Below are 25173 nucleotides of genomic sequence, written 5' to 3'. Positions count from 1 at the left end.
TTCAGTCCTTTACGATTGTGGAAATGCGCTGCCTATGGCGCTCGAATTCTTTTTCAAAATCCAAGGTCTTGCGGTTGCTGGACATGGCAAACAGGAGTTGCCCGGGTTTGACGAGCAGCCACAGCCTTCGTTCCCTGATAAAAAACATTGCAAAGATACCCAGCACTAACAATCCAGAGCCGCCGAAAACAATATTCTCGCCGGGGGAGCGTGTCAACTGTAAACCGCTGGCATTGATCTGGTCATATTCAGCCAGTTGCAGGTAGACGGGTGCACCATAGAAAAAGATGTCGCTGATGCTATTGAGTGAATCGCGGATGAACCAGCCGGTTTCCTCGTCGGCTTTGGGCGCAGGGGCGCCAGCCTTTTCTTCCGCCATGATGTAGGCTTGGAACGAGGATAACTCAAGGATTTTCAGGTAGGTTTGTGCCGCACGATCACGCTCGGCAGCGGGGATATGTTTTTCAATAAAAGCCGACAATGCCTGATAACCGCCTTTTGCAAACAGGTCGAGGACCTTGGCTGTGCTGTCAGCCAGCTTGGCGCGTACATTAGGCGGTACATTGCCTCCCTGAATTGCGCTGGCGGCAAATTGGCGTGCAATTTCGGCATGCGTGGAGGGGTCAAGCAGCATGCCGCGCAGGCGCATGAAACCATCCAGACGCCGATCCTGATCCAGCGGAAAGCGAATGTAGTGGAGCGGGTCCGCAGGGGTGTTGCGTACGCCCGAGAGCATGTACCAGCGTTTGTCGACCAATAAGGGCAGCATGTAGTTGTTGTATTCGTGCGCCTGACCCTGCGCATCGCGTACTTTGTACTGGAAGCTCGGCCCGACATTGTGCAGGTTGGTTTTATCGCCCACCGCATTGCCCACCATCACGCTACGCGCGTCCTTATTCTGCTGTTCGCTAGAGGGAAGTTGGCCGGTGTTTTCGATATTGAAGGGGCGGAAATCAGTAAATTCCAGCGTATATTGCTGATTGTCGGCAGTGATTTTCGTGTTGCTGTTGACCGCGCCATTCACATCGAAAGGCTTGCTGCTGGGGGAATACAGATTCCAGCCATTCATTTTCAGTTTGGTGCCACCATCGCCAAAGCTGGCCTGAAAGATCGCAATGCCATCATAAATGAGCGGGTGATTGACGGTTAGTGTGTGTTCCAGTATCTGCTTGCCGGTGGCCTTGTCGAGAATGGCGATGTCGCTGGCAAACATTTTCGGCTGGCCGGTACTGTAATGTTCAATATGAAATTTTTTCAAGGCAATGGCGAAAGGCAGGTCCTGCACCATATAGCCATCGGCAATATTGAGAAAAACCACGTCGGCGCTGGAACCTTCCGGGATAGTGACATTGCCGCGAAATGACAGGCTGTTGGGCCCCAGGCGGCTAATAGCGGGTACCTGACTCTCAGGGATGTCACGTGTTTCAATGCGTTTTATCCCGAAAGTCTGTTCAATCTTGAGCGGGATGTTGCTGTCCAATAGCGCGCCCAGGCAAATGACGACGATGGCCGAATGGGTGAAAATATATCCCAGCCGGTTGACGCTGCCCACCTTGGCCGCCAATAAGGTGCCCGCACCATTGTCCAAAATGCGCTGTTTATAACGATAACCTTGCTCGGTCAAATACTGGGTCAACGCGTCAAGGTGGGAACCGGACGTCGCAAATTCTGCATGATGCTGAAAGTGCCGCAGTGAGTTTTCGCTGGCCTGTTCGCGATAGCTGCGCATTTCTCGCAGCATGCTGGGCATGTTGCGGTAAATGCAGGTGCTGGTGGATGTGACCAGAAAAGCCAGGATGGTCACAAACCAGACAGTGCGGTAAACATCGTATAGCCCCAGCCACTTAAATACCGTAAACCAGTATTGGCCAAATTGCAGAATGTAATTCAGGTAGGGTTCGTTCTGCTTCAGTACTGTACCAATGATTGAGGCGATGGCCAGCACGGTGAGCAAGCTGATGGCAAAGCGCATCGAACTAAAGAGCTCGTATACTGATTTTGAAAATGTGGCGGTGGATTTACTCATGGTGTGCCAGGAAAAATAAGGGGTGACTCGCGCCACCCCCTATTGATTGCTTATACGCCGACAGGTTCCGGCAGGCAGTTAATTAATGCAGGCCGGAAATATACTCGGCAACGGCTTTCATTTCCTGATCAGTCAGTTTGGAAGCGATGATACGCATCATTTTAGCACCATCGTTTGCACGGTCGCCATTCCAGAAATTGTGCAATTGGGCCAGTACGTATTCGCTATGTTGGCCAGCCAGGCGCGGGAACTGAGCCGGAATACCGGCACCAGTCGGACCATGACAGGCTGCGCAGGCCGGTACGCCACTGCCAGCATTGCCACCCTTGAAGACTTTTTCACCCTCCAGGGCCAGTTCCTTGTTTTTGGCGCTGCCGGGTTTGGGTGTCTGTGAAGAGAAGTAAGCGCCCAGGTTTTTCATGTCGTCCGGGGTAAGGTTGTTGGCAGTAACAATACCTTGCATGATCGGGCTCTTGCGTGCACCGGATTTGAAGTCGGTTAATTGCTTGGTGATATACTCAGCGCCTTGGCCAGCCAGATTCGGGTTGGCCGGTGAAGTGCTATTGCCGTCTGCACCGTGGCATGCTGCGCAAACCGATGTCACCAGCTGTTGAGCTTTGGCCGGATCACCTTTGGTTGTGACTTCGGCTTGAGCCGGGGAAAAGGCAGTGAATGCGGCAAGCGCCGCAAGCGCCATGGTGTATTTCATTGTGAGTTCCTCTTACCGTAACATTCTAAAAAGCTAATATTTTAGCTGCGTTTTGGTTTCGACGCCAGTTCCCGGGATTTCTTTAGATGAATCTATTTCAGCAAGCAGAGTTTTACACGACCGTTAATCATTTGCGTGACCTGCCTCCGGAAAGTGTCATTGAGGTGGCTTTTGCCGGGCGCTCCAATGCCGGTAAATCAAGTGCGATCAATACATTGGCAAATCGTACCCGGCTGGCATTTGTCAGCAAAACACCTGGCAGAACCCAGCACATCAATTATTTCAGCCTGGGACAAAATCGTTTTCTGGTGGATTTGCCAGGCTATGGTTATGCCAAGGTACCGGGTGCTATCAAGGATCATTGGCGGGAGTTGCTGGCTCAGTATCTGGCGCAACGTAAGCAGCTTGCCGGCCTGATTCTGATTATGGATTCGCGTCACCCGATGACCGAACTGGATCGGCAGATGCTGGAATGGTTTCTGCCTACTGGAAAGCCAGTGCATTGCCTGCTGACCAAAAGTGACAAGCTGAACCGTAGTGACTCCATGACTACTTTGCGTTTTGTGCAAAAGGAACTTGCGGCCTTGTCGGCGTTCTATACAGCGCAATTGTTTTCCAGCCCAAAGCGCTTGGGTATGGATGAAGCAGGAGAGGTGTTTGCCAGATGGCTCGGTATTGGCACAAATGACGGGCATAAAAGAGCCCCGGTTAAAGGGGAGTAAAACCGGGGCCAAAAAAGCCTCAACTGGTGTCGAGGCACCCGCTCAGGGAGGAGAAGCGGGAGACGGCAGCGAGCCGTCTGCATGATAAGATGGGCCTTTCTGCAAGAAGTTCAAATTTTTTTAAATTCTTGATTAGCTGATTGATTCATATTGTGTATGAGCGCAGACGCCAACTACCCTAAGACACGCATGAGACGCATGAGACGCATGAGACGCATGAGACGCGACGATTTTTCACGTCGCTTGATGCGCGAGAACCAGTTATCTGTGGATGATCTGATTTATCCGGTGTTCGTTCTGGATGGTGCTGATCGTGTTGAACAAATCAGCTCGATGCCTGGGGTGGCCCGGGTTTCCATAGACCGGTTGCTGGAGGTGGCAGGGCAGTGCGTGGCGTTGGGGATCCCGGCCATGGCACTATTTCCGGTAATCGATCCAGGTTTGAAGACGCTGAATGCGGAAGAAGCTTTTAATCCAGACGGTTTGGTGCCGCGCGCCGTGCGCATCCTTAAACAGCGATTTCCCCAATTAGGCATTATTACTGACGTTGCACTGGACCCTTATACCAGCCATGGCCAGGATGGTTTGATCGATACCCAGGGCTATGTGGAGAATGATGCGACCATCGCTGTGCTGGTACAGCAAGCGCTGGCCCATGCCGAAGCCGGGGCTGATGTGGTGGCGCCTTCGGACATGATGGATGGCCGGGTGGGTGCCATTCGCGGGGCGCTGGATGCCGCGGGCTATATCCATACGCGAATTCTGGCGTACGCGGCCAAGTATGCCTCCAGTTTCTATGGGCCATTTCGCGATGCGGTGGGATCCACCGCCAATCTTGGCGCCAGTAGTAAAGAAACCTATCAGATGGACCCGGCCAATAGTGACGAGGCATTGCGCGAAGTGGCGCTCGATATTGCGGAAGGTGCGGACATGGTTATGGTCAAGCCAGGTATGCCGTATCTGGACATTGTGCGGCGCGTGAAAGATGCCTTTGGCGTGCCCACCTACGCTTATCAGGTCAGTGGTGAATATGCCATGCTCAAGGCAGCCGCAGCCAATGGCTGGCTGGATGAAAAAAAATGCGTACTGGAATCTCTGCTATCCTTTAAGCGTGCAGGCGCAGACGGCATTCTCACTTATTTTGCCTTGGATGTCGCAAAGTGGTTAAGCCTGCCCCGGTCTAATTAAAAGAAAGTTTTAGTATCGGTACGGTCTGTATCAGGTACAACTGTTAGATAACGTGCTGTTATTTGCTTGTTTTTTCTAAACTATTCGCAATTTAATCCGTTAGATTCAACAAGCGTTTGTTTGAATTAATTGGCATCGCGTTAATTGTAAGTAGTAGTTCTAACTGGTAGCAATATGATGGCTATTCAACGCAGAAAACCGGCAGATGAGTGGTCCAAAACCATCGTGGAGTTTCAGTCTCCCCACAAGCTGAGGGAATTGTGTATCCCAAGCGGCGAACAGGCGAGTACTCAGGATGTCACGCTTGAGCAGCAGAAATTCAAGATACGCCTGGCAGCCAATGAAGACAGAGTGCAGTCAGCAAGTCTGCTCATTCAAAAAATGTATTCCTGGCGCGGTTATCAGACCAGCGGAATGGATGAAGATCCGAATCGCATCACGCTGCTTGCTTTTGATAAGGACAGGATTGTCGGGACCCTTACGCTGGGCCTGGATTCCAGGGTCGGTCTGCTGGTGGATGAGTTATACAAGCCCGAAGTGGATGGTTTGCGTGCCCAGGGACGGCGTGTATGCGAGATTATCAAGCTTGCGCTGGACGAAGGTCTGGGTTCCAAACCTGTTCTCGCTGCATTGTTTCATATCTCTTTCATTTACGGACACAATATCCATCAGGGAACCGACTTTGTCATCGAAGTCAACCCGCGGCATGCCGGATTTTACCGGCGCATGCTGGGTTTTGAGTTATTGGGCGAGGAGCGTTTATGCAATCGCGTCAACGCGCCGGCGGTACTGCTAAGGCTGGATTTGTCTTATGCAGGGCAGCAGATTGAAAAATTGGGCGGCCTGACCCACAAACCACCCGGAGAAAAATCCTTGTATCCGTATGGGTTTTCAAAGCAGGATGAATTAGGCATCACTCAACGCTTGCTGCACGGAACTGATAGCTGACATCCAGGCTACCCCACTTTATACTCTACCCGTTTAGCAACGGGTTCTGGCTATGTCCGGTTTCTCCTATCACACTGCATTTTCACGCAATATCGGCTGGATTACCCGGAATGAACAGGAACGCCTGCGGCATAAGCGGATAGCCATCGCTGGTATGGGTGGCGTCGGTGGTGCCCATTTGCTGACCCTTGCCCGGCTAGGTATCGAAAAATTTAACATAGCTGATCTGGACACGTTTGAGCTTGCCAACTTCAATCGTCAGGCCGGCGCCGGTATGAGCAGCCTGGAACGCCCCAAAGTTGAAGTCCTGGCCGAAATGGCGCGGGACATCAATCCGGAATCCGGCCTGGTCATTTATCCGCAAGGCGTGAATGAGGTCAATCTGCAAGCCTTCTTCAAGGATGTTGATCTCTATATCGATGGCCTCGACTTCTTCGCCTTCGATGCGCGCGAGCGGGTTTTTGCATATTGTGCCCAACACGGTATCCCGGCGGTGACAGTCGCTCCTCTCGGCATGAGTGCCGCGCTGCTCAACTTCATGCCTGGCGGCATGAGCTTCGAGGACTACTTCCAGCTGAACGGTCGGCCCGAACCGGAAAAAGCGGTGCGCTTTCTGGTCGGCCTTGCCCCCGCGCTGTTGCATCGCCATTATCTGGCGGACAAGACCCGTGTCAATCTCAAGGAACGTCGTGGCCCGTCCACTATCATAGCCTGCCAACTTTGTGCCGGTGTTGCCGCCAGCGAAGCCCTCAAGATACTGCTCGGCCGTGGCAAGGTCTGGGCGGCACCCCATGGCATCCAGTTCGATGGCTACCGCAACAAGCTGGCGCATACCTGGCGACCCGGCGGCAACCGCCATCCTTTAAACCGGCTGGCCATTACTATCGCCCGTCATCAACTGGGAATCTAGGATGAATGCCATCGCGCAACACCTCGAACGCATCCTGAATCTGGCTCGCTGGGCACCGAGTGGCGATAATACTCAACCATGGCGTTTCGAGATTCTCGGTGACGAACATATTTTGGTGCATGGTTTCGATACACGTGATCATGTGGTGTATGACCTGGATGGTCATGCAAGCCAATTGGCCATCGGCGCCGTGCTGGAAACCATCGTCATCGCCGCCAGCGCCACGGGGCGCTCAGCCACCATCCAGCGCCGCTCCGATACGCCGGAAACCCACTTGCTGTTCGATGTGCGTTTCCGGCCAGAAGCGGGCATGGCGCCCGACCTCCTGTTGCCCTGCATTGAAACGCGCGTGGTCCAACGCCGCCCCATGTCCACCCGGCCCCTGAGTGCTGAGCAAAAGCAGGCCCTTGCAGGTTCCTTGCCTGAGGGCTATTCCGTGGTCTGGTACGAAGGTTTCGCCCAGCGTTGGCGCCTGGCCAGGTTCATGTTCGACAACGCCAAGGTGCGCCTCACCATCCCCGAAGCCTACGCGGTCCACAAGTCCGTCATTGAATGGGGAGCCCGGTTCAGCACCGACAAGATCCCCGGCCAGGCGGTTGGCGTTGATCTGCTGACGGCGCGTTTCATGCGCTGGGTCATGACGAGTTGGGCGCGTGTCGAATTTTTTAACACCTATCTTTTGGGACATCTGCCACCACGGCTACAGTTAGACCTGCTTCCCGGCCTGCGCTGTGGTGCGCATTTTGCACTGATTGCTCCCGCGCCGCCCATTTCCGTGGACGATTACATCGCTGCCGGTCACGCCATGCAGCGCTTCTGGCTGACTGCAACCCGCCTGGACTGGTTGATCCAGCCGGAAATGACGCCGGTGATCTTTACCCGTTACCACCGCCAGGGCTTGATCTTTACCCGGACGCAAGCCGCACTGACGCAGGTGGGACGGTTGAATGAACGCTTGGGTGGCTTACTCGGAGCCGAGAGGGTTGAGCGGGTATTCTTCATGGGACGAATTGGGGCGGGGCCTGGACCTTGGGCGAGATCGACGCGCAAAAAGATTGACGCCCTGATGTTGAAAGATGGCTGAATCACGCACCTCATTTTTTATCTGTCGAGAATTCTTACAACAATTCTTTTTATTGGATTTAAAAAACGGAAAATCGTGGCATGAATGTTCTCAACTATTTGTATTGTATATGTATTATTAATAATATTTTTGGCTGGCATGGGTCGTGCTTAATAGAGGCTACGTTCGATGCGACTTCGAGAAAAAGCTTACTGATCGCATCAGACCAAATTTTTTCACGTCGCTTACGGAGATTTATCATGAAAGCAATTAAAAGTACTCTTACGGCCTTGGCATTAGTATCCGGCCTGGCTGTTGCAGGTTCGGCAAATGCCACGCTGACCAACTGGTATCTGGATACCGATGGTGCTGGCGGCAATGCGCCTGTCCTTGTTCAAGATTACGTCGATCTGAATGGCAATGCGTATGTTCACAACACTTTCAGTACTGCCACGGCTTTTTCCTTCAATGAAGCTGGCTCCTTTCTGTCTGTATTGGCCGATTCAGTAACTCCGCTCAGCCCTAATTTGGCTTCTTACTTTCTTGGATCGGGTACCGGTACCACGGGTGGCCAATTGACATTTACCCCTGGTGGCACACTGAATATTTTTTCGGGTGCAACCCAGATCGGGGCATTTGTCCTGCAAACTGGTAGCGCCAACCTGATTGCAAACAGCACGCTGCCGAATGGTACTGTGTCACTGGTTTTCCAAGCGACCAATCTTGCACCCGGTTACTTCTTCAACAGTGGTATGGCCGATTTGTCTACCCTTGTATCGACTAACTTGGTTTTTGGTTTTGCGACAACCAACGTGATATCTCTTGCCAACGGTACTCGTACAGTTACCCCTGCATTGATAAGCGCATATAACAGCGCATTCAATCCCGATGTGCCGGCTACGATCGTCGCAAACAATACTACTGACCTGTTCCTTTCGAACAACGGTCAATACCGTATGTCGGTTCCAGAGCCTGGTTCGCTGGCTTTGATCGGTCTGGGACTGGTCGGCCTGGCTGCTTCGGTCCGCCGTCGCAAAGCGTAACAGCTGAAGCCCGACGAGTAGCGTTTAAACGCTACTACATTCGTAGCATCAGGATTAAGCCCCATGGAAACATGGGGCTTTTCTATTTGTGCGGGCTCGTTTGAAACAAATTCTTAGCGGCCAAAACCCAAACGCATTGAACGGGCTGCAATCGTCATCGGGCAAGGTAACCGACACTTGCAGCCATGAGCGGCCACACCCACCCTAGAATGCAAACGCCCGATGCGGTGCACCAGGTGTTAGTTTCTCAAACGCTACAACAATCGAGCTAATCAGCGGCTACAAAAGCCTGAATTTGTAAACATGTTCCAGGATGAGGCAAGGCAACGCACTGGATATGTTGTGTTTACAGGGTAATTAATAATTTCCTGGCTGCCGCAGCCTCCTTAAATTTCGGATGATCTGCAAGCAGTTTACTCAGTTCCTGGCGGGCCTTGGCCTTATCTCCGCTGTTAGCTAAAGCCGTTGCGTAATGATAGCGCACGTTGGGTTCGTCGGGCATTTTGGCCAGGGCCTTGCGTAATAGATCCAAGCCGCGCGCAGTCTGGCCTTGCGTCACAAGTATCCAGCCTAGAGTGTCCTGTATCGCAGGGCTGTCTGGTGAAGCTTTGAAAGCTTGCTCTGCGGTTGGCAGTGCACGGGTATCTTTTTCGAGTAGAAACAAGTTGGCAAGGTTGTTGAGGATTGAGGCGTTGTTAGGCGCCTGTTTCTGGATTTCCAGGTATTCGGTAATGGCGTCTTTGTTTCGACCCGTGCTCATGTAGTATTCGGCAGTGTAAGCGCGCACGGCGTTGTCGCCGGGATGTTGTTTGAGCCAGTCGCGAAGACTCTGCTCCGCTACTTTGATAGCCCCGGAGTCAAATTGAGTATTCAAAAGCTTGATAAATACCGTGGATCCTGCGCCTTTTTTCAGTGCTTGCGTATAAGCCTTGATGGCTTGGGGCAACTGCTTCTGCGCAACCAGAATGTCAGCTTCACGTTCATAACCCAAGGGCATCTCAGGATGCTTTGCTTCGATTTGCCGGGCAATCTGCAAGGCGGGATCAAATTTCTTCTCAGCCAGGTTCAAACCCAGCAAGGTGTCCAGTATTTGTATGTTGCCTGAATCAAGTTGGATCCCCGCCTGCAATGTACTGCGAGCTTCATTATGGTTTTTGTTTGCGAGTTGGGCAATTGCCAGATGCCAGTACGCTTCGGCGGAAGGTTTCCCTTTGCCGACCAGCTTTGTGTAGGTGATGATTGCGCCAACCATGTCCTTAGTGGACATTTGTGTGGCACCCAACAAGTTAAGCGCGTCAGGGTTGTCCGGGTTGGCATTTACAGCATCATTTGCCAATGCCAGCGCTTTCTGGGGCTCGTTTTTGGTAAGGTAATAACGCGTGAGGGCTGTGCGTGGGGGGATGGCTTCAGGGTGTGATTTGACCGCTTTTCCCAGCCAGCCGGCATAGTCCTTTTCCTGTTTGCTGATGGAGGCCAGTTCGGCCAGGGCCATCATGGCCTGCAAATTATTCTTGTCTGCATTGAGGATGCTCTCGAAACGTTTGCGGGCAGCAGTAGGATTTTTCGCCTGCAGATCAAGCTGCGCCAGATTGGCTGCAGCGGGGAAAAACCCCGGGTTGATTGCCAGCGCTTGCTCGAAATTTTTGCGGGCATTGAGTAGATCATTTTTTCCGAGGTAGGCACCCCCACGGAAATTATAGGTGAGCGGGCTATTTGGTTGTTTCTTGTCCAGATCGTCTATGGCTTGCAGGGCACGGTCGAATTGCTTGTCCCGAAGCAATGTCATGACAAGCAGCGTGTTTGCCTTGTAAGCGTCTGGTCCGACGTTCAACGCTGAGGCAGATTGGAGATCTGCCAGTGCGCGCTCGGTTTTGCCACTGGCAAGCAAGCTGACTCCTAAGCCGGTACGGATCGCGGCATTTTTTGGATCAATAGCAGCAGCTTTTTCCAGCATTTGGTTGGCTTTGACATATTCTTTGGCGTGAAAATATATATTGGCTGCGAGTGTCAGCAATTCAGTGTCATCGGATTGTTCCGCCAGTAGCGGTTGTAAAGTTGCTAAGGCCTGCTGATCTAAACCAAGTTTGACTTGTGTGGCAGCAAGTAATTTACGTGCATACGGGTTGCCAGGTACTTTATCAAGCACTTTGTTAAGTTGGCTTGCTGCTTGTTCATACGAGCCCATTGAATAATTTACAGCACCAGACAACAGAAGGCTGGGTAGGTAATCCGGAGCAATCTGTAGGGCTTCCTGAAGTGAGGAACGCGCAGCAGAAAAGTCATCCTTCTTGAAGGACAGTAATGCCTGAGAGTAATTGGCAAGCAGGGAATGCGGGGCAAGCGAACTGATTTTTTTTATGTCTGTTTTGGCAGTGTCTAACTGACCAATGGCAATATTAAGAGTCGCGTGCTTGCTGAGAGCTTCTAGACTATTCGGATCAGTTTTTACAGCATTTGAGTACGCAGCAAGCGCCGCTTGGGAATTGTTATTTAATTGTTCAAAATCGCCCATATAAAGCCACGATTTAGCCATCCTGGCATTAATTTTCAATGCGGTATTGAGCAATGCTTTGGCTTTGTTCATGTCTTTATCAGCAACAGCACATTGTGCCAGACCCCAATAGGTAGGAGGGTTCTGGTTGTCGGTATCGAGTGACTGCTGAAACAGATGACACGCTTCCTGTAATTTACCTGTTTTTAGCAATGCTTCGCCACGCATTTGATAAATGCGCGCCAGATTCTGCTTGGTTGTTTTGTCACCTGGCTGGATTTCGGCTAGCACTCGATCGTATTTTCCCATCATTAGCAAGGCCTCGCCTAGCAATGGTTTGATGGTTTCTTCGTCTACACCAAGTTTTTGGGCTTTCTGAAGTTCGCTTTCAGCTTCTGCACCCATGCTGTCCTTAAGATAAATTTGTCCGAGTAGCAACCTTGCTTGCGGGCTATTAGGATTTTTCTGGAGTGCGCTTTTTAGCTCAATAATTCCTGCTTTGGTGTCGCCTTTATCCTCAAAATCCTTGGCGCGCTGGATGAGTTGTTGCTCGGTCAAGTTGGCGTTATGGTCGCAGCCTTGCAGGGTGGACGTGGTTAATAATGCAAGGATCAAAGCCGACTGGAATGGTTTAAGTATCATGTTCGTTCCCTGAAAAGATTCTTGAATCTCGGTAGTTAATTTGCCTTGCCTTGCAGTTGCTTGAGTAGCGTACGCGCCTCGGACTCGTGTGGAAATGCGGCTCCGCTAGCGAGCAGTCGTTCAAGTTCGCTGCGTGCACGGGCAGTGTCGCCGGATTTTGCCAGCGCCTGGACATAGTGGTATGCGATTTCAGTGTTGTCAGGCACTTTGGATAGCGCTTTCTGAAGTAGTTGCAGAGCACGTTGGGTTTGACCGCGGCTTACCAGTATTTCAGCCAGCGTATCCATAATGGCGGTGTTGTCCGGTGCAAGCTTGTAGGCGCGTTCGGCATAATCCAGGGCACGCGTGTCACCAGCGTGCTGCAGGCTCCATGCGTAATTATTGAGGAGCAAAATATTGTTGGGTGATTTTTCCAGTAATTTGGCGTAGTGAGTATTGGCCAGCTTGTAGTTGCCACGCTCCATGACACTCTGTGCCAAATAGGCACGGCTTGCTGCGTCATCCGGGTGTTGCTTGAGCCAATCGAGCAACCCTGCGTCTGCCTCGGCAGGCTTGCCTGACAAGAGTTTGGCATTGTAGAGCTTGATCGCCAGCGGCCCACTGTTTTGCAGGTGCCAGGCTGTTTCGTATTTTTTGAGTGCCTGTGCAGGCTGCTTTTGCATCAACAGCGTGTCGCCTTCCAATACCCAGCCCGCAGGGACACGCGGTAGTTGGTGCTGCACCTGGTGCGCCATTTGAATGGCCTGATCGTAGTGCCCGCTTTGCGCATCGAGGCTGATCAGCGCAGTCTGAGCGTCGAGAAAATCGGGTTTGAGCTGGAGTGCGCGGTTCAGTGAGGCTCGTGCACGATCGGTTTGTTTGAGTGTGAGCTGTGCATTGGCGAGCCGGAGTTGGGCCATGGGTGACTGCGGCACCATTTCAGTCAATTTTTGAAAGCTGGCCAGGGCGTTGTCTTTATCACCTGTCGCCAATTGAGCGCTGCCCAGCATGTCGAGCGCAGCGGGATTGCCGGGATTGGCGGTGCGGGCCTCTCTTGCCAGCAACAAGGCTTTGGAGAAGTCGTTTTTGCGCAGATAGTAATCAGCCAGGAGCAGGTGCGGCTGCAACGCATCTGGCGCAGATTTGGCGGCCCGCTCCAGCCAGCTCAGGTAGTCCTTTTCCTGGCCTGCCCGGGCAGATAGCTGAGCCAGTGCCAGCATTGCTTGTGTGTTGTTGGCATCGTGCTGGAGCAGGGTTTCGAAACGCTTGCGTGCGGCGGCTGGATTGTTGGCTTGCAGGTCGAGTTGGGCGAGATTGGCGGCAGCCGGAAAAAAATCCGGTTTGATTGCCAGCGCCTGCTCGAAACTTTTACGCGCATTGGTCATATCTTTTTTGCCCAGATAGGCACCGCCACGCAAATTGTAAGTGATCGGATTATCGGGTTGTTTTTTGTCCAGCGCTGCGATGGCCTGCAGGGCGCGATCGTATTGTTTGTCGTGCAATAGCGTGAGGATCAGCAACGTATCGGCCTTGTGCGTGCCGGCTCCCGTATCCAGGGTCGCGGCGGACTCGAGATCAGCCAGCGCGCGATCAGTATCGCCGCTGGCGAGGCGGCTCACGCCTAAACCGGTGCGGATGGCTGCGTTCCTGGGGTCAATAGCAGCGGCTTTTTCAAGCAGCTGTCTGGCTTTGCTGAATTCGTTGGTACGCAGGTAGAGGTCGGCTGCCAGAGACAAAATCTGGGGGTTGTTTGATTGCTCGGGTTGGAGTGGTTGCAGGGTTGCCAGTGCTTGCGCATATTGGCCCAATTTCGCCTGTGTAGCGGCAAGCAGTTGGCGAGCGTAAGCGTGAGTCGGCGCTTTTTCGAGTACTTTGCCAAGTTGACTCACGGCCTGCTCATAGGAGCCCTGTGCGTAATTGACCGCAGCGGCCAACAATAGGCCGGGTGGATATTCAGGCGCGGATTTGAGTAATTCCTGCAGATTATCCCGTGCTGCATCGAGTTTGCCCTCACGGAAATCGATCAGGGCCTGCATATAGCGTACGGCAAGATTGTTGGGACTGAGTTCGCGGGCCGCATCAATCTCCTGCCGGGCTTCCGCGATCTTGTTTTTTTCCAGATAAATCGAGGCTATGCTGAGGTGGGCAGTGGCGTCAGCGGGGTCTTTTTTTAACGCGCCACGGTAAGCCGCAAGTGCAGCATCAGGCTGGTTTTTCAGGCGCAGCAGGTCGGCCTTCATTAGCAAGGCATCCCGATCGGTGGGCGCAAGCTTTAAGGCGCTGTCCGCTTCGCTGAGCGCGTCATCCAGACGGCCTTTGGCCGCAGCAACGCGCGCCAATCCCAGATGGGCCGAGGCGTCGGGCGCCGCTTTGAGTGCTTCATTGAATGTTTTGCCGGCTTTGTCGGGTTCATTCAAACCCAGTTCGGCATTGCCACGTGCCACGAGGATGCGTGCCTGGAACGATCCGGAAGCACCTGGAGGCAGGGTGATTTCATCGATTACCCGCTGAAAAGTGCCTTGACCAAGGAGCGCATCTGCCAGCGCAACAAGCACCTTGTCGGGTGCGTACCCGGCAGCGCGTGCGCGGCGCAGCTCTTTTTCGGCAGAGGCGTAATTGCCGCTATGGTTGTAAGCTATTCCCAGCAGATAGCGTGCCTCAGCGTTCTGGTCGTCTTTTTGCAGCGCGTTTTTGAACTGGATAATGGCGGCTTTGTCGTCACCTTTCGCTTGTAATTGCTTGGCTTCGGACAAGTACTTGGAAGCGGAATCACCGCAGGCGGTAGTAGCGAGGAGTGCCACCAGCAGTGCAATAGGAAGACGGAATATAGCAGTCACGTGCGGTATCTCCTGGAGTTTTTTATTTTATGATGGCGTCATATGCTTTGTTGCAAATGAGGGTTCTATGGTTTTGGGGCAGTCCACAAACTTAACGCCCGGTTAATATAGAACCCGATCGACAGAACATCAGGCAAATCGCGACGCGCCCATTCTATCGCTATAAAACCTGGGATCATGCTACCACGCGCCATCAAACAGTGTTATCGGCCATCTGGAGGATACACCCCGAAGGTCTATTTCAGGCCGCAGCGATTAATCAAGTCATATAAGGTCGGGCGACTTACGCCCAATAGCTCCGCGGCCTGTACGATATTGCCATTGGTGCGCCCCAAAGCGCGAATTACGGCGCGCCGGTCGGCTTCTTCTCTTACCTGGCGTAGATTCAGCGGTTCCGATTCGGTATTGCCGGTATTCAAGCCCAGGTCATGTGCAGTAATTTGCGCACCCTCGGCCATGATCACGGCACGTTTGATAACATTTTCCATTTCACGCACATTGCCGGGCCATGCGTAGGTCTCGATGGTTTCGATGGCATCAGCCGTAAAGCCTTTCAGAACGCGATTTTGCTGGGCGCTGAATTTCTCCAGGAAAGCATGGGCGAGCAGGGCGGCATCACCTTGCCGGTCGCGCAGTGGCGGGATCATTACACTGATCTCACTCAGGCGATAATACAAATCCTGGCGGAAACTGCCGTTCTGAATCAGGTTTTCCAGGTTCTGGTGGGTGGCGCCGATGACCCGCACATCCACAGGAACTTCGCCACGGCCGCCCAGGCGTTCGATCACACGTTCCTGCAAAAAACGTAACAGCTTGGCCTGTAAGGGTTGCGGCAAGTCACCGATCTCATCAAGAAACAAAGTACCTTTACCGGCATATTCGATTTTGCCGATCGTTTGCTTGGCGGCACCCGTAAACGCCCCTTTTTCATAACCGAACAACTCCGATTCGAGCAAGGCCTCAGGTATGGCCGCACAGTTGATGGCGACAAAGCGTTCACCGGCCCGGTTGGAAAGCTGGTGCAAGGCACGTGCCAGTAATTCCTTGCCGGTACCGGATTCGCCCAAGAGCAGCACCGTGGCGTCGGAAGGAGCGACTTTTTCCACAGTGTGGCATACCTGAATCATGCTCGGTGCGCTGGTGATGATGCCATGCATCACTTCACCCGGCCGTTGTTGCTGAAGCGCGCGGTTTTCCTGTTCAAGACCATGTACGCGGAAGGCGCGCGCGATGATCATGTCCAGAATTTGCGGATCAAATGGCTTATGGTAAAAATCGTAGGCACCCAGACTGATGGCCTTGACGGCGTTGGCGCGATCCTGGTTGCCTGTCACCACGATTATTTTGGTGGAAGGTGCGATGGACAGGATCTGTTGCAAGGTTGCAAGGCCTTCTTCAGCGCTGTCAGGGAAAGGCGGCAGGCCGAGGTCGAGCAGTACGACAGCAGGTTCAAAGCGGCGGATCTGATTGAGCGCCGTTTCGCGGTCGGCAGCCAGCTGTATGTCGTAACCATCCAGGCTCCAGCGTATTTGTTTTTGCAGTCCGGGATCATCTTCGACGACGAGCAGTGTGGGTTTATGATCGCTCACGCGATTTCTCCTTGCATCTGATTACTTATTGGTTGCCGGGTTGTTGCCAGCGGAATATGAATATCAAAAGTGGTGCCTTGCCCGAGGGTGCTGGTGACGTCGATTTTGCCGCCCAACTCGAGAATGTATTCGCGGCATTCGTAGGCGCCAATACCCATGCCGGAACCTTTGGTGGAATCAAATGGGCGGAACAGGCGTTCACGGATGAAGACGCTATCCATGCCGCAACCGGAGTCGGCAATTTCAATGACCGCATCGTTTTCCTTGCGTGACAACCGGATTTCAATGCGGCCATCGTAAGGGGTGGCTTCCAGCGCGTTTTGCAGAATATGGCCCAGTACACGTTTGAGGCGTTCGTGATCGGCACCTACCTCGATTGAAGCTTCATCCAATTGCAGCGCGGGTTTGAGGCGGTAAACATGCTTTTCACCGATGATTTCGGCAAGTAATTTCCCCAGTTCTATTTTGCGTTCGGCCAGTATGGCCGGCTGACTGCTGTTCAGTTGTTGTAGCAAGCGATCCATGCGTGTTACCGAGCTTTCCACGGTGCTGATCATATCGTCCACAAATTCCGGGTTGTGTTTGTATTTATCCGCATTGGATACCAGCAAGGACTGCTGGGCGATAAGATTTTTCAAGTCATGTACAACAAATGCCGCCATGCGATTGAAAGATTCGAACTGGCGTGCCACGGTGAGCGCTTCTGCAGCCTCCATTTGGGCCAGGTTGGCGGCGGCCTGGCGCGCGGCCGTCTTGATCAGATCGCTAACCTCCCAATCGAAGGAAATTTTTCCCAGCGAGTGGCCGATAATCATGAAGCCGATCAATTTATCGCGTACCAGTAATGGCGCAACCAGCCATGCATCGGGTATGGCGTTGAGCCAGGGCGGCAGCTGCAGATCTTCATAGAGATCGGGCCGGTTCCGGTATTCATCCAGATTGATTACCCATTCGCGCTGGGTGAGAAATTCTGCCAGCGCACCACCAACGGGTTCTTCGCCATCGGCATTCTGCAGGTTCCAGCTCACGATGCGGGTGAACCGATGCGGTTCGCGAGCTAGCCATAACGCGCCGGACGGACTCTCAACCAACCCTGCGACTGCCTGAATGGCACGTGTGCACAACTGTTCGCCAGAATCCCCCTGCGACAGGATGCGCGTGAAATTGAGCCATTCGTCACGATAATCGTAGGTGTAACTGAAAAAATTCTTGCTAAAAAACACACGTACCCGTGCCCGTAACGTGCCGGAAAACAGAATGGACAGCAGGATCACGAAGGCGCCGAACAGGAATGCTGCTTGCAGGATACTGCTCCATTCCCCCCCGAAGGTGCGGATGTAATAGCCGGCGCCTGCCATGATCAGCAGATACACACCGGCGCCGAGCAGGGCGGCAGTATGGAAAAACAGCCGCCGCGATACGGTCACGCGCAAATCCCAGTTGGGATTGCGTTTGGCGGAAATGGCGATCAACGGGACGGACAGTGCATTGACAATACCGCGCCCGGCCCAGATTTCAGCATCAATATGTTGAAACAGCATGGCATCCGAGTATAGATAAAAATCATAGGCCAGCATGCCCCCCAGGCCAAAGCACAGGTATTTGATGCTCCAGCGATCTTCGCTGCGGGTATTGCGGAACAACTGTTCGACCAGCGCCATGCCGAGTACCGCCAGGATGACACGGCTGACGGCACCGCCAAGCAGGGTATCCAGTATTGATAATCCACTGGTGACAGGAAAAATACCTGACACGCCAGCCATGATGCGGATTATTAACAGCGCGCAGTAAATGAGCGCTACATATCTCGCCAAGCGCAAAATGAATAATGTTTTAGGCGGCATGCCCTGGCGTTGAGTGACGAGGTCAAACAGGAAATATAGCCATGCCGCGTCACGCAGCAACTCGACTATCGCAGTAAGCGGCGCGATGGGTTGGCCATAGTAGGCATCCAGTGCCGCCAGTCCGGCCCAGAATGCAGTTAACAGACTGGCGGCCATGAATACGCTGGTGCGATTTTCACCGCGCACCGCCATGGTGCTCAGCGCCGCAAATGCAACAGACGCGAAACCGTAGCTGATCAAGGCGGCATTCATGTGAGTAGCCGCTGTGGTTACTGACCCTTGCCCCGGAGTACAACCTGTACTGTCTGGAACAAGACCATCATGTCGAGAAATAAGGTATGGTTTTTTACGTAATACAGATCATATTGCAATTTTTCTACGGCATCTTCAACGCTGGCACCGTATGCGTAACACACTTGCGCCCAGCCGGTAATGCCGGGCTTGACGGTATGGCGGCTGTTGTAATAGGGAAGCTGGCGCGTCAGCTCATTGACGAAATAGGGGCGTTCGGGTCGAGGACCTACGAAGCTCATGTGCCCCATAAATACGTTAAATAATTGCGGCAGCTCGTCCAGGCGCACGCGCCGGATAAAACGTCCGACCCGCGTGGTTCGGTCATCGTCTTTATCCGCCCAGCGCGGCTTGCCATCCTGTTCAGCGTCGTTGCGCATGCTGCGAAACTTCATGATGGTGAATGGTTTTCCATGTTGCCCCACGCGCTCCTGGCGATACAATACCGGGCCGCCACTTTCCAGATAGATTGCCAGTGCCGTCAGCACCATGGCGGGCAGCGAAATCAGTACGATAACCAGACTTACCACCAGATCAAAAATGCGTTTAACGGTGTCGCGCGCCAATCCCTGTTTAAAGCCTTCCGACAGGATGATCCAGCTGGCGTTAAGCGATTCCAGTTGTAACTGGCCATTTTCGCGCTCGAAGAACGACGATAATTCGATGATGTTGATACCGCGCAGTTTGCATTCCAGCAGTTCACTTACCGGGAGGCCGCCATCACGGCGGTCGCGTACCGCAATGACGATTTCGTGGATATTGTATTTGGTGACGATTTCACCAAGCCCTGAGTTGTCATGGATGACGCGTGAATGCTCTACATAATGGTGGCTGCCCTGCAAAGGCAGGTAACCAATGATCTGTACGCTGCGCGTCGACGACATTGACTGGATCAGGTGATCCACTTTGGCAGCACGACTACCGCTCCCAAGAACCAGTACGCGTTTCTTGAAGGCATCCAGATTGGACCATTTAATGAACGCAATGCGCGTAATTGTGACGCCGATCAGCGCAAACAGCAGAGAAAACAAAAATGCGCCCCGCCCCAGGAGCATGTCCGGGAACAGATAAAAAAGCAGGCTCATGACCACGAAGCCCGTTGCGAAACTCGCGGTGATACGGAGCGTCACTGCGCGCGCACCAGCCATCCATTCGTCACTGTACATGCCGAAGATGGTCATAATCAATATCATTACCAGTGCGAATGAGCTGGCTTTGGGTAGTATCGGGCCCAGCGAAGACGGCAGGTTGCCCTCACTCTCCATGAAACGCACGGAGATCCCCAGGTAGATGGACGCAACCATGACCGCAATATCCAGTCCCATGATCAAGATCAGGTTGGCGGGTATGTAATGTCTGAAAAATCGGATCATGTCGTGCCTGTTACCCTCGGGTAGTCCTGTTTGGATTGCGCAGATGTTTTTTCTTGTGATTATCCAGGTTGCCCGGATTGGTTACGCAGGATGCGTGCCAGTTACTGATATGACAGATGTTTTGTGCCGTCATGGCGTGTCCGGGGAGCCTGATAAGCTTGTTGCGGACAAGAGTCTAGCGGTCTGGAGTCGTGTTCTCAACTGTATGTCGGAATTTTTGACACTTTGCTTGTGTGGGGTGCCGGGATTCAGGTATGCCAGTATGGTGCTATTCAATGGCAGGTAAAGCGGGCCTTGCGTCGCCTAGCAGGGCCTGTACTTGCGCCAATTTGGCGCGTTTTAGCGTACGCCCGTCACCTTGGCCGCGCGGCACACTACGCAATTCATCTTCAGGGTAAATGGCAATCTCCACATCTGCCGAGTCCAGATTAAGCGTAAAGCTGGGGATATTTTTGACCCCCCCTTGTCGATGTACCTGACGCTGGCCCTGTTTGAACGGGATGTTGCGTTGCATTAAATACAGCTCGAATTCTTTTTCGTTGTCGGTAAATAGCTGCAGATTGATATCGGAGTGCGGTCCTGCGGTGCCATTCAGTACCGAACCGGTTAAATAGGGGTGATAATCGGTGAGCATGCGCATGGTATCCAGCGCAATTTCTCGCAGCAAGCGCAGTCGTGCCGGATGTGAGTCGCCATGGTAGAGCGCCTGATACGATTTGAGCGCCAGCTCGATTTCCTGATTGCCCGGCAAATTATAGCCATCCTCCACGCCCATCTGGCGCGCGGCCTTGCGTTTGGCCAGACCGAAATCCTGAATGCCGTGCTCAGCCATCAATTGCGCAGCCAGCTGCGCCACGCGTTCGCGCAGCTGATTATGTCGGCTACTCATGGGGGCTAAAGCATCGGATTGGCGTCGGGTTGCTGAACACCAGGCGTGGCCGGTACCATTTCCGGCATGACGGGTGCGGTGGTGAGCACTGGCACGGTCTCCTGATAAAAATATTCGTTGTAGCCTTGCTCGCCATTGGCAACCGGCAAGCCGGTGAGTGGGTTAATGGTGGCCGTGACGATGCCATCGGGCACGGTATATCCGGTTTGTGGCACGTTGCGTAATACCGTTCCCATGTATTTCATCCAGATCGGCAATGCAGCTCTGGCACCAGTTTCACCCCTGCCAAGCGTGCGTGGTTGATCAAATCCCACCCAGGCCACGCCCACAACATTGGGTTGGTAGCCGGTAAACCATGCATCAAACTGGTCATTGGTGGTGCCTGTTTTACCCGCCAGATCACTGCGCCCGAGCCGCATGGCGCTGGCGGCAGTACCGTGCCGCACGACACTTTGCATCAGGCTGGTCATGATAAATGCATTGCGGGGATCAATGACCTGACGCGGTTTTTCCGGCGTGGTCTGGCTGAGTACCCGGCCTTGCTGATCTACGACACGGGTAATCAGATAGGGCGTGGCTATCTTGCCGCCATTGGCAAATGCAGTATAACCCGTGGCCATCTGCAGCGGTGTGACCGAACCTGCGCCCAGTGCCAGCGTGAGGTAAGGGGGCTGGCGCGCAGGATCGAAGCCAAACCGCTTGATGTAATCACGTGCGTAAATAGGCCCAATCGCTTGCAGAATCCGAATGGTAGGCAGGTTGAGTGATTTGGTCAGCGCCTCGCGTACGCTGACGATGCCGGAATAAGTGTTTTCATAGTTTTTCGGAGTCCATTCGACACCTCCGGCTTGTGCGGCCGGGATTGTGAGCGGCGTATCTTCCACCAGTGTGGCTGCAGTAAAACCTTTCTCCAGTGCGGCCGAATAAATGAATGGCTTGAAACTGGAGCCTGGTTGACGCCAGGCCTGGGTTACATGGTTAAACTTGTTGAGGTTGTAATCAAACCCCCCAACGAGTGACAGTATTGCGCCGGTTTTCGGGTCAATCGAAATAAACGCAGCCTCTACATTGGGTATCTGAACAATGCTCCAGGTATTGTCCTTGGCGTTTTTTTCTACGCGGATCACGGCGCCGCGGCGGATATCGAGCTTGGCGGAAAGACCGCCCGTCAGCGCGCGATGGGCAAACTTGAGCCCTTCGCCGGAAATGGTAATCCTGCCCGCATCCTTGGCGTAGGCGCTCACCGATTTAGGATTCGCGGCCAGGACCACGGCGGGTTGCAAATTATGAATAACGCTCAAATTTTCCAGCGCGTCATCCAGTGCTGTATCGGTCAACTGGGCGTCTTCAGGTAACTTGGCAGTCCCTTCCACGCCGCGATAGCCGTGGCGCTGATCGTAATCCATTACACCCTGCCATAATGCCTGATCGGCAGCATCCTGATCGCGTTTGCGTATCGTGGTATATACCTTCATGCCGCTGGTGTAAATATCATCCTGATAGCGCTCGTACATGGCTTGCCTCACCATCTCGGCAACATAATCGGCACTGACATTTTTCGTGCTCAATTGTGCGCTGCGAATGTCCAGATGCTGGTTTTTTGCTTGCTCGTATTGCGCGTCAGTAATGTATTTAAGTACGTGCATGCGATGTAGGACATAAAGCTGACGTTGACGTGCGCGCTCGAAATTGACTACCGGGTTATAGCGTGATGGCGCCTTGGGCAGCCCTGCCAGCATGGCCGCTTCGGCAATACTGATTTTCTGTAGCGGCTTGCCGAAATAAGCGTAAGAAGCAGCGCCGAAGCCATATGCGCGCTGACCAAGGTAAATTTGATTGATATAGAGTGTGAGAATTTGATCTTTGGTCAGGCTATGTTCTATTTTGATAGAAAGCATCGCTTCGTTCAGTTTGCGCGTAAAAGTTTTTTCCCGCGACAGAAAGAAATTCCGTGCGACCTGCATGGTAATAGTCGACGCGCCCTCTTTGGCACCACCAGAAACCACATTGCTTATTGCTGCACGCAATATGCCCAAGGTATCCACCCCCCCATGTTGATAAAAGCGCTCATCTTCTGCGGCCAGAATGGCTTGCGGCACGAAATGCGGAATATTGGCGAGGCTGACCACAATGCGACGCTGCTCGCCGAATTCGGCAATCAGCGAGTTATCCGCCGTATACACGCGCATGGGCACTTTGGGGCGGTAATCCGTAAGCCTGTCCAGGCTGGGCAAGTTGGGATATATCAGTATCGCCGTAAGGGCTCCCAAAGCAGCGAGAAGTAGAAAAAAAGTGACGAGCGCAGCGATGAAGTAGTGCCAACGGGATTTGAACATTTTTGGGATCAATAAAAAAACTTGGGTGAGAAATCTAAAGTTCCCGACATTATAGGCGTTATCAGTACCCAAGATAAACACGACTGCATAGACAATGGTTCGTTATGCAGGATAAGCAAAAACCTTTACAGTATATAAACTTGTTGTTAGCATTTAACGTGAATTGTGTATTTAGTTCCTAACTATTACATTAAAAAAGGGATTTCCATTGCAGTTCGATTTCTTCAAAGCGAAGTCTCCCCCTCTGATTGGTGTTGATATCAGTACCAGCGCCATCAAGATGGTGGAAGTTTGCGATGCAGGGAAGGGTCTGTATCGCATTGAGCGCTATACAATCGAACCATTGCCGAAAGAGGCCGTGGTCGATGGGAATATCGCAAAACTGGATGAAGTAGCCGAAGCTATCCGGCGTGCCTGGAAAGACATGGGTAGCCGCGCCAAGCATATTGCCCTGGCGTTACCGGCCGCAGCCGTCATTACCAAAAAGATTATTCTGCCTGCCGATTTGCCCGAGATCGAATTGGAAGCCCAGGTGGAGGCCGAGGCCAACCAGTCCATCCCGTTCGCGCTGGATGAAGTGAACCTGGATTTCCAAATACTGGGTCCGGCCCCTAATAATCCGGGCGAAGTAGAAGTGCTGCTTGCCGCCAGTCGCAAGGAAAAAGTAGAGGATCGCGTAGCTGCCGCAGAAGCAGCCGGACTCAAAGTGCTGGTGATGGATATGGAATCAAACGCCAGCCAGACTGCTTATGAAGCCATGACACACATGTTGCCCGACAACGGCCGCGCACAAACTGTCGCGCTGATCGATATTGGAGCGTCGACCATGCATATCATGGTGTTCGTTGATGGGCAAATGATGTACCAACGCGAACAGTCATTTGGCGGCAATCAGTTGACGCAGGAAATCCAGCGTCGCTACGGCATGTCGATTGAGGAAGCCGAAAAAGCCAAACGTGGCGGGGGACTGCCGGAAAGCTACGAGCCAGAAGTGCTGGAACCGTTTACCGATACCGTTGCCCTGGAAATCAGTCGCGCATTACAACTATTCTGTACTTCTACACCATATAGCAAGGTTGATCACATTGTGCTTGCAGGGGGTTGTGCGGCCATCCCGGGTCTGGATGAAACCGTCGCCGGACGTACCCAGGCCAGCACCATGGTTGCCAATCCGTTTGCCAATATGGCTGTTTCAAACAAAGTGCAGCCAGGCCGGCTGGCGCTCGATGCGCCCGCATTGATAGTGGCCTGCGGGCTGGCGATGAGGAGGTTTGACCCGGCATGATACGCATCAACCTTCTCCCGCACCGCGAAGTCAAACGTGCTGCACGCCAACGTCAATTCACGCTTTTGCTGGGGTCAGTCGCCCTGCTCGGCATCGCGGTTGTTGTTCTGGGTTATTTGGCGCTGGATGCACGCCTCAATACCCAGACAGATCGCAATGCTTATTTAAAAACCGAAATTGCCAAACTTGATAAAGATATCGCGGCAATCAAAGGACTCAAGGAACAAACGCGTGCATTGCTGGCGCGCAAGCAGGCGGTGGAAACCCTGCAAACCAACAGATCCAATGAAGTGCATCTGCTTGATCAGTTAGTTCGGCTATTGCCTGAAGGCCTCTACCTGAAATCCATCAAGCAAACCGGCAGTACTATCAATCTGCAAGGTTATGCCCAGTCCAGTGCGCGCGTTTCCAGCCTAATGCGTAACCTGGAAGCCTCCCCATGGCTGGAATCACCTACCCTCATCGAGATTCATGCCGCAACCGTACAGGGTCTGCGCGCCAATGAATTCAATCTCAATGTGCAGCAGAAACAGCCACAAGGCAGTCTAGATGACAAAGCCAAAAATGGTGGAAAACCATGACACTAGATGATCTGAATAATCTCAATCTCAAGGATCTGGCTAATGCCCAAATGGGTGTTAAGGTTGTGATCTTGGCGGTGCTGTTTGTGGTGATCGTTTTTGCCGGTTACTGGTTTGGCTGGAGTAGTCAACTCGATGCGTTGAATACTGCCAGGCAGGAAGAAATGTCCCTGCGTGACACCTTCATGAACAAAAAACGCCAGGCCATCAATCTGGATGCCTACAAACAGCAACTCAAGGACATTGAGCATTCGTTTGGGGCATTGCTCAAGCAATTACCCAACAAGTCGGAGATGGACGCGTTACTGACCGATATCAATCAGGCGGGTCTGGGGCGAGGATTGCAATTCGAATTGTTCAAGCCAGGCACAGAGAAAATTGGTGATTTTTATGCCGAATTGCCTATCAACGTGCGGTTGACCGGCAC

18 protein-coding genes are annotated in these 25173 nt (G+C 52.9%); 9 read left to right on the top strand and 9 right to left on the bottom strand.

Features of this window, described 5'->3' with window-relative positions:
* Nucleotide 1: 1 nt before the first annotated feature.
* Together ACYCZJ_RS07055 and ACYCZJ_RS07050 are read right to left on the bottom strand one after the other, a co-directional pair.
* Entirely contained in the window at nucleotides 2-2026 is a 2025-nt protein-coding gene (locus ACYCZJ_RS07055) for a cytochrome c biogenesis protein ResB (RefSeq protein WP_461553520.1), read from the bottom strand.
* A gap of 82 nt (nucleotides 2027-2108) precedes the next feature.
* Nucleotides 2109-2735, bottom strand: coding sequence for a c-type cytochrome (locus ACYCZJ_RS07050; protein WP_461553519.1), 627 nt, complete (start codon nucleotides 2733-2735; stop codon nucleotides 2109-2111).
* A gap of 86 nt (nucleotides 2736-2821) precedes the next feature.
* On the opposite strand from ACYCZJ_RS07050, the gene yihA reads away from it, so the two are divergent.
* The 6 genes from yihA to ACYCZJ_RS07020 all read left to right on the top strand — a co-directional run bounded on the left by yihA (nucleotide 2822) and on the right by ACYCZJ_RS07020 (nucleotide 8609).
* On the top strand, nucleotides 2822-3457 hold the full coding sequence (yihA, locus tag ACYCZJ_RS07045; protein WP_461553518.1) for a ribosome biogenesis GTP-binding protein YihA/YsxC: 636 nt from the start codon (nucleotides 2822-2824) through the stop codon (nucleotides 3455-3457).
* A gap of 198 nt (nucleotides 3458-3655) precedes the next feature.
* On the top strand, nucleotides 3656-4645 hold the full coding sequence (gene hemB, locus ACYCZJ_RS07040) for a porphobilinogen synthase (RefSeq protein ID WP_461553517.1): 990 nt from the start codon (nucleotides 3656-3658) through the stop codon (nucleotides 4643-4645).
* A 174-nt stretch (nucleotides 4646-4819) separates the two neighbouring features.
* Nucleotides 4820-5593, top strand: a complete 774-nt coding sequence (locus tag ACYCZJ_RS07035; RefSeq protein WP_461553516.1) for an N-acyl amino acid synthase FeeM domain-containing protein — start codon at nucleotides 4820-4822, stop codon at nucleotides 5591-5593.
* A gap of 52 nt (nucleotides 5594-5645) precedes the next feature.
* Nucleotides 5646-6503 carry a ThiF family adenylyltransferase gene (locus tag ACYCZJ_RS07030; protein WP_461553515.1) on the top strand — a complete coding sequence of 286 codons (858 nt, stop codon included), beginning with the start codon at nucleotides 5646-5648 and terminating at the stop codon, nucleotides 6501-6503.
* 1 nt (nucleotide 6504) lies between these two features.
* The gene (locus ACYCZJ_RS07025; protein WP_461553514.1) at nucleotides 6505-7587 is read left to right on the top strand and encodes a nitroreductase family protein; all 1083 of its coding nucleotides are present in this window, start codon (nucleotides 6505-6507) and stop codon (nucleotides 7585-7587) included.
* Nucleotides 7588-7826: 239 nt separating this feature from the next.
* Nucleotides 7827-8609: a PEP-CTERM sorting domain-containing protein gene (locus ACYCZJ_RS07020; RefSeq protein WP_461553513.1), complete on the top strand. Its 783-nt coding sequence runs from the start codon at nucleotides 7827-7829 to the stop codon at nucleotides 8607-8609.
* Nucleotides 8610-8955: 346 nt separating this feature from the next.
* Here ACYCZJ_RS07020 and prsT (ACYCZJ_RS07015) read toward each other — a convergent pair whose 3' ends face one another.
* From prsT (ACYCZJ_RS07015) to ACYCZJ_RS06985, 7 genes are all read right to left on the bottom strand, one after another.
* Nucleotides 8956-11742 carry an XrtA/PEP-CTERM system TPR-repeat protein PrsT gene (gene prsT, locus ACYCZJ_RS07015; protein WP_461553512.1) on the bottom strand — a complete coding sequence of 929 codons (2787 nt, stop codon included), beginning with the start codon at nucleotides 11740-11742 and terminating at the stop codon, nucleotides 8956-8958.
* A gap of 35 nt (nucleotides 11743-11777) precedes the next feature.
* Nucleotides 11778-14558, bottom strand: a complete 2781-nt coding sequence (prsT, locus tag ACYCZJ_RS07010) for an XrtA/PEP-CTERM system TPR-repeat protein PrsT (RefSeq protein WP_461553511.1) — start codon at nucleotides 14556-14558, stop codon at nucleotides 11778-11780.
* A 236-nt stretch (nucleotides 14559-14794) separates the two neighbouring features.
* Nucleotides 14795-16147: a PEP-CTERM-box response regulator transcription factor gene (gene prsR, locus ACYCZJ_RS07005; RefSeq protein ID WP_461553510.1), complete on the bottom strand. Its 1353-nt coding sequence runs from the start codon at nucleotides 16145-16147 to the stop codon at nucleotides 14795-14797.
* On the bottom strand, nucleotides 16144-18243 hold the full coding sequence (gene prsK / locus ACYCZJ_RS07000; protein ID WP_461553509.1) for an XrtA/PEP-CTERM system histidine kinase PrsK: 2100 nt from the start codon (nucleotides 18241-18243) through the stop codon (nucleotides 16144-16146). The genes prsR and prsK overlap by 4 nt, the downstream gene beginning before the upstream one ends.
* A gap of 17 nt (nucleotides 18244-18260) precedes the next feature.
* Nucleotides 18261-19655 (bottom strand): TIGR03013 family XrtA/PEP-CTERM system glycosyltransferase, encoded by a 1395-nt coding sequence (locus ACYCZJ_RS06995; RefSeq protein ID WP_461553508.1) that lies wholly within the window; start codon nucleotides 19653-19655, stop codon nucleotides 18261-18263.
* Nucleotides 19656-19923: 268 nt separating this feature from the next.
* Nucleotides 19924-20544: a nucleotidyltransferase domain-containing protein gene (locus ACYCZJ_RS06990; RefSeq protein ID WP_461553507.1), complete on the bottom strand. Its 621-nt coding sequence runs from the start codon at nucleotides 20542-20544 to the stop codon at nucleotides 19924-19926.
* A 5-nt stretch (nucleotides 20545-20549) separates the two neighbouring features.
* Nucleotides 20550-22880 carry a penicillin-binding protein 1A gene (locus tag ACYCZJ_RS06985; RefSeq protein WP_461553506.1) on the bottom strand — a complete coding sequence of 777 codons (2331 nt, stop codon included), beginning with the start codon at nucleotides 22878-22880 and terminating at the stop codon, nucleotides 20550-20552.
* Nucleotides 22881-23088: 208 nt separating this feature from the next.
* On the opposite strand from ACYCZJ_RS06985, the gene ACYCZJ_RS06980 reads away from it, so the two are divergent.
* From ACYCZJ_RS06980 to ACYCZJ_RS06970, 3 genes are all read left to right on the top strand, one after another.
* On the top strand, nucleotides 23089-24165 hold the full coding sequence (locus ACYCZJ_RS06980) for a pilus assembly protein PilM (RefSeq protein WP_461553505.1): 1077 nt from the start codon (nucleotides 23089-23091) through the stop codon (nucleotides 24163-24165).
* On the top strand, nucleotides 24162-24746 hold the full coding sequence (locus tag ACYCZJ_RS06975) for a PilN domain-containing protein (RefSeq protein ID WP_461553504.1): 585 nt from the start codon (nucleotides 24162-24164) through the stop codon (nucleotides 24744-24746). Before ACYCZJ_RS06980 ends, ACYCZJ_RS06975 begins: the two co-directional genes overlap by 4 nt.
* On the top strand, nucleotides 24743-25173 hold a 431-nt coding region (locus tag ACYCZJ_RS06970; protein ID WP_461553503.1), incomplete at its 3' end, for a type IV pilus inner membrane component PilO. The genes ACYCZJ_RS06975 and ACYCZJ_RS06970, both read left to right, overlap by 4 nt.

This window comes from Sulfuriferula sp. (assembly GCF_054605375.1).
Note: the sequence above shows the minus strand (reverse complement) of the source record. Positions and strands in the feature narration are given on the sequence as shown.

What these genes read in the sequence shown, in the direction of transcription:
- ACYCZJ_RS06990 (WP_461553507.1), bottom strand. Translation starts at nt 20,544, where the DNA reads ATGAGTAGCCGACATAATCAGCTGCGCGAACGCGTGGCGCAGCTGGCT.
- ACYCZJ_RS06995 (WP_461553508.1), bottom strand. Translation starts at nt 19,655, where the DNA reads ATGATCCGATTTTTCAGACATTACATACCCGCCAACCTGATCTTGATC.
- ACYCZJ_RS06975 (WP_461553504.1), top strand. Translation starts at nt 24,162, where the DNA reads ATGATACGCATCAACCTTCTCCCGCACCGCGAAGTCAAACGTGCTGCA.
- yihA (WP_461553518.1), top strand. Translation starts at nt 2,822, where the DNA reads ATGAATCTATTTCAGCAAGCAGAGTTTTACACGACCGTTAATCATTTG.
- prsT (WP_461553512.1), bottom strand. Translation starts at nt 11,742, where the DNA reads ATGATACTTAAACCATTCCAGTCGGCTTTGATCCTTGCATTATTAACC.
- ACYCZJ_RS07055 (WP_461553520.1), bottom strand. Translation starts at nt 2,026, where the DNA reads ATGAGTAAATCCACCGCCACATTTTCAAAATCAGTATACGAGCTCTTT.
- ACYCZJ_RS07020 (WP_461553513.1), top strand. Translation starts at nt 7,827, where the DNA reads ATGAAAGCAATTAAAAGTACTCTTACGGCCTTGGCATTAGTATCCGGC.
- hemB (WP_461553517.1), top strand. Translation starts at nt 3,656, where the DNA reads ATGAGACGCATGAGACGCATGAGACGCGACGATTTTTCACGTCGCTTG.
- ACYCZJ_RS06985 (WP_461553506.1), bottom strand. Translation starts at nt 22,880, where the DNA reads ATGTTCAAATCCCGTTGGCACTACTTCATCGCTGCGCTCGTCACTTTT.
- ACYCZJ_RS07025 (WP_461553514.1), top strand. Translation starts at nt 6,505, where the DNA reads ATGAATGCCATCGCGCAACACCTCGAACGCATCCTGAATCTGGCTCGC.
- prsK (WP_461553509.1), bottom strand. Translation starts at nt 18,243, where the DNA reads ATGAATGCCGCCTTGATCAGCTACGGTTTCGCGTCTGTTGCATTTGCG.
- ACYCZJ_RS07035 (WP_461553516.1), top strand. Translation starts at nt 4,820, where the DNA reads ATGATGGCTATTCAACGCAGAAAACCGGCAGATGAGTGGTCCAAAACC.
- ACYCZJ_RS07050 (WP_461553519.1), bottom strand. Translation starts at nt 2,735, where the DNA reads ATGAAATACACCATGGCGCTTGCGGCGCTTGCCGCATTCACTGCCTTT.
- ACYCZJ_RS07030 (WP_461553515.1), top strand. Translation starts at nt 5,646, where the DNA reads ATGTCCGGTTTCTCCTATCACACTGCATTTTCACGCAATATCGGCTGG.